3 protein-coding genes and 1 pseudogene are annotated in these 4,230 nt (G+C 71.5%); 3 read left to right on the top strand and 1 reads right to left on the bottom strand.

What is annotated here, in order from left to right; genetic code table 11:
* Window positions 1-25: 25 nt before the first annotated feature.
* The gene (gene hutI, locus ACFV0G_RS36155; protein ID WP_380557075.1) at window positions 26-1,192 is read left to right on the top strand and encodes an imidazolonepropionase; all 1,167 of its coding nucleotides are present in this window, start codon (window positions 26-28) and stop codon (window positions 1,190-1,192) included.
* Window positions 1,193-1,510: 318 nt separating this feature from the next.
* Here hutI and ACFV0G_RS36150 read toward each other — a convergent pair whose 3' ends face one another.
* On the bottom strand, window positions 1,511-3,019 hold the full coding sequence (locus tag ACFV0G_RS36150) for a peptide MFS transporter (protein ID WP_380557073.1): 1,509 nt from the start codon (window positions 3,017-3,019) through the stop codon (window positions 1,511-1,513).
* A 332-nt stretch (window positions 3,020-3,351) separates the two neighbouring features.
* On the opposite strand from ACFV0G_RS36150, the gene ACFV0G_RS36145 reads away from it, so the two are divergent.
* Window positions 3,352-4,026: a response regulator transcription factor gene (locus ACFV0G_RS36145; RefSeq protein ID WP_380557071.1), complete on the top strand. Its 675-nt coding sequence runs from the start codon at window positions 3,352-3,354 to the stop codon at window positions 4,024-4,026.
* Between the two features lie 18 nt (window positions 4,027-4,044).
* A pseudogene (locus ACFV0G_RS36140) lies at window positions 4,045-4,230 on the top strand (two-component sensor histidine kinase); the annotation flags it as partial.

Genomic DNA, 4,230 nt, shown 5'->3' with positions numbered 1-4,230 from the left:
CCCCCCAACGAAAGGTCCTCCCGCTGTGAGCCTCCTGATCACCGGCATCGGCAGCCTGGTCACCAACGACCCCGGTCTCGGCGCCGGCCCGCTCGGGCTGCTGCCGGACGCGGCCGTGGTGGTGGACGGCGAGCGGATCGCCTGGGTGGGCCCGGCCTCGGCCGCGCCCGCGGCCGACGAGCGCCACGACGCCGGCGGGCGGGCCCTGCTGCCCGGCTTCGTCGACTCGCACGCGCACCTGGTGTTCGCCGGCGACCGCACCGCCGAGTTCAACGCCCGGATGTCCGGCCAGGCCTACACCGCCGGCGGCATCCGCACCACGGTCGCGGCCACCCGGGCCGCCACCGACGCGGAGCTGGACGCCGGGGTGGCCCGATTCGTCGCCGAGGCGCTGCGCCAGGGCACCACCACCATCGAGTGCAAGTCCGGCTACGGCCTGACCGTCGAGGACGAGGCCCGGGCGCTGCGGATCGCCGCCGGGCACACCCCCGAGACGACCTACCTGGGCGCCCACGTGGTCGCCCCCGAGTTCGCCGGCGACCCGGCCGGGTACGTCGACCTGGTCACCGGCCCGATGCTGGACGCCTGCGCGCCGCACGCCAAGTGGGTGGACGTCTTCTGCGAGCAGGGCGCCTTCGACGGCGACCAGGCCCGGGCCGTGCTCACGGCCGGCACGAAGCGCGGGCTGCTGCCCCGGGTGCACGCCAACCAGCTGTCGTACGGCCCCGGCGTGCAGCTCGCGGTGGAGCTGGGCGCGGCCTCGGCCGACCACTGCACCCACCTGACCGACGAGGACGTGGCCGCCCTGGCCGGCAGCGACACGGTGGCGACGCTGCTGCCCGGCGCGGAGTTCTCCACCCGCGCCGCCTACCCCGACGCGCGCCGCCTGCTGGACGCGGGCGCGGCCGTGGCGCTCTCCACCGACTGCAACCCGGGCTCCAGCTTCACCACCTCGATGGCGTTCTGCATCGCGGTCGCGGTGCGCGAGATGGGCATGACCCCGGACGAGGCGGTGCACGCGGCCACCGCCACCGGCGCCCGTGCGCTGCGCCGCACCGACGTCGGCACGGTCACCGTCGGCGCCCGCGCGGACCTGCTGCTGCTGGACGCCCCCTCGCACGTCCACCTGGCCTACCGGCCGGGCGTCCCGCTGACCGCGGCGGTCTGGCGCGCCGGAGTCCGCGCGGTCTGACCCCGGCCGCACCGGCCCGGAACGCGCAAGGGCGCCGGCATCCCCCTCGGATGCCGGCGCCCTGTGCTTCGCCGAGCGGCCCCGACGGGGCCCGACGCACGCGGAGGGCGTGGTGACGCCCTCCCGCTGACCTCTCGCCCGGATGTTCCCCCAGGCCAGGCCGCCCATCCTGCCAACCGGGCAGGGGCCGCACCACCCGCCGTTGGGCTGGTCCCCGGGCCACTACCCCCGCCGTCCGGCGGGTCCCGGAACGGCGAACGGCGGCGGCCCGGTACGGGAGTCCGTACCGGGCCGCCGCCGTGAGCGCGCGGACGCGGGTCAGTGCACGTCGCCCATGAGGGCGTTGACCCGGCGGCGGTACATCGCCAGGCCGACGCCGGCGACGATCGCCATCACGCCCTGGAAGGCGAAGTAGCCGGTGCTGCCGACCACGTCGTCACCGAGGGCCAGCTGGAAGATGGCCGCCACGCAGTCACCGGCGGTGACCGCGAGGAACCAGACACCCATCATCTGGCTGGCGTACTTGGCCGGGGCCAGCTTGGTGGTGACCGACAGGCCGACCGGGGAGAGCGTGAGCTCGCCGACGGTCTGGACCAGGTAGACCACGGCCAGCCAGAGCGGGGTGACCTTGACGCCGCCGGAGGCGGCGGCCATCGCCAGCATCATGACCAGGAAGGACGCGCCGATCATCAGCAGACCGAAGGCGAACTTCATGGTGGTGCTGGGGTTCTTGCCGCGGCGGGCGAGCGCCACCCAGAGCCAGGCGAAGACCGGGGCCAGCGCCATGATGTAGAGCGGGTTCAGCGACTGGAACCAGCTGGACGGGAAGTGGAACCCGAACAGCGTGGACGCGGTGTTGTCCAGCGCGAAGACGTTCAGCGTCGAGCCGGACTGGTCGTAGATCATCCAGAACACGGCCGCGGCCACGAAGAACCAGATGTAGCCGCTCATCTTGGACTGCTCGGCGCGGTCCAGGTCCTTGTCGCGCTTCACCCTGGCGAAGACGAACACCGGGATCGCGATGCCCGCGATCGACAGCGGCCAGATCGCCCAGTTGATGGTGAAGTGGCCGGTCAGCGCGACGACGCCGTAGAAGACGGCCGCGGCGGCGAGCCACAGGCCGGCCTTGCGCAGGATGGCCTGCTTCTCGGCGGCCGGGATCGGGGAGCTGACCTCGTTGCTCTGGGCGCTGAGGTGGCGGGTGCCGAGCAGGTACTGGCCGAGGCCGAGCGCCATGCCGACGCCGGCGAGGGCGAAGCCCAGGTGCCAGTTGACGCTCTGGCCGACCGTGCCGATGACCAGCGGGGCGGCGAAGGCACCGAGGTTGATGCCCATGTAGAAGATGGTGAAGCCGCCGTCGCGACGCGGGTCGTTGGGCCCGTCGTAGAGGTGGCCGACCATCGTGGAGATGTTCGCCTTGAGCAGGCCGGAGCCCAGCGCGATGAAGCCGAGGCCCGCGAAGAACGAGAACGAGGCGGGGACGGCCAGCAGGAAGTGGCCGATCATGATGATCACGCCGCCGAGCGCCACGGTCTTGCGGGCGCCCAGGAAGCGGTCCGCGATCCAGCCGCCCGGCAGGGCGAGCAGGTAGACCATCGCGTTGTAGACGCTGTAGACCGCGGTAGCCACTGCGATCTTCATGCCGAGGCCGCCGTCGGTGGTGGCGGCCGTCATGTAGAGCACCAGCAGGGCACGCATGCCGTAGAAGCTGAATCGCTCCCACATCTCGGTCATGAAGAGGGTGGCGAGCCCTCGGGGGTGCCCGAAGAAGGTCTTGCCACTGTTGGGGGCCTGGCTGACGCCGGCGTCCAGGGTGGTAGTCGCCATGTGTAGTGGGTTCCTTGCCTGACTTCGTCCGTCGAGGGGGGTGGTGACGGACGGGGACCGGACCACTGTACGGGCAGTCATTCCATGACATCGGATGACAAATGTGTAGACGTCGGTATTGTCCGAGTAAAGTGCCGCCGCCCCTTGACATGCATTTCCATGGTACTCCCGGAGAAGTTCCTTCGAAGCGAAGATCAAAAGGCAGGATCTTCGGCGGGAGGCCGTCAAACCCTGTGGAGATGTGTACATGTCGGACCCCGGGGGGCATCCACCCCGCTGTGAAGTAGTTCACAGCCTCCTGAGATCAATCAGGGCGGACTACCATCACCCCCATGACCTGTGTGCTGCTGGCCGAGGACGACCCGGCAATCTCCGAACCGCTGGCCCGCGCGCTGCGCCGCGAGGGCTACGAGGTGCTCGTCCGCGACGACGGCCCCGCCGCCCTGGCGGCCGGCCTCACCGAGGAGGTCGACCTGATCGTCCTCGACCTCGGCCTGCCCGAGATGGACGGGCTGGAGGTCTGCCGGCGGCTGCGCGCCGACGGCCGCAGCTGCCCCGTCCTGGTCCTCACCGCCCGGGCCGACGAGGTGGACACCGTGGTCGGCCTGGACGCCGGCGCCGACGACTACGTCACCAAGCCGTTCCGGCTGGCCGAGCTGCTCGCCCGGGTCCGCGCGCTGCTGCGCCGCGGCAACGTCGACCAGCTCACCACCGGCGCGCACGGCGTGAAGATCGACATCGAGTCGCACCGCGCCTGGCTCGGCGAGGAGGAGCTCACCCTCTCCGCCAAGGAGTTCGAGCTGCTCCGGGTCCTCGTCCGGGACGCCGGCCGGGTGGTCACCCGCGAGGAGATCATGCGCCAGGTCTGGGACACCACCTGGTGGACGTCGACGAAGACCCTCGACATGCACATCTCGTGGCTGCGCAAGAAGCTCGGCGACGACGCGGCCAACCCGCGCTACATCGCCACCGTCCGCGGCGTGGGCTTCCGCTTCGAGAAGAACTGATCAGGGGCGTTCCGCAGCGTGAAGCGCAGGATGATCAACTCGCTGCTGGGCGTCGTCCTGGTGGTGGTCGCGGTGTTCTGCGTGCCGCTGGCCCTGGTCGAGAAGCAGAGCATCGTCAACGCGGCGCACGACCGCGTCGACGCCGCTGCCGTGCGCGTCCTCGGCCTGGTGGAGAAACCGGGGGCGCCCGGGCGGCGCGGGGCC

Origin of the sequence: Kitasatospora sp. NPDC059571 (assembly GCF_042735675.1) — a bacterium.
GTDB lineage: Bacteria > Actinomycetota > Actinomycetes > Streptomycetales > Streptomycetaceae > Kitasatospora.
This window is presented reverse-complemented; position numbering and strand designations above follow the sequence as displayed.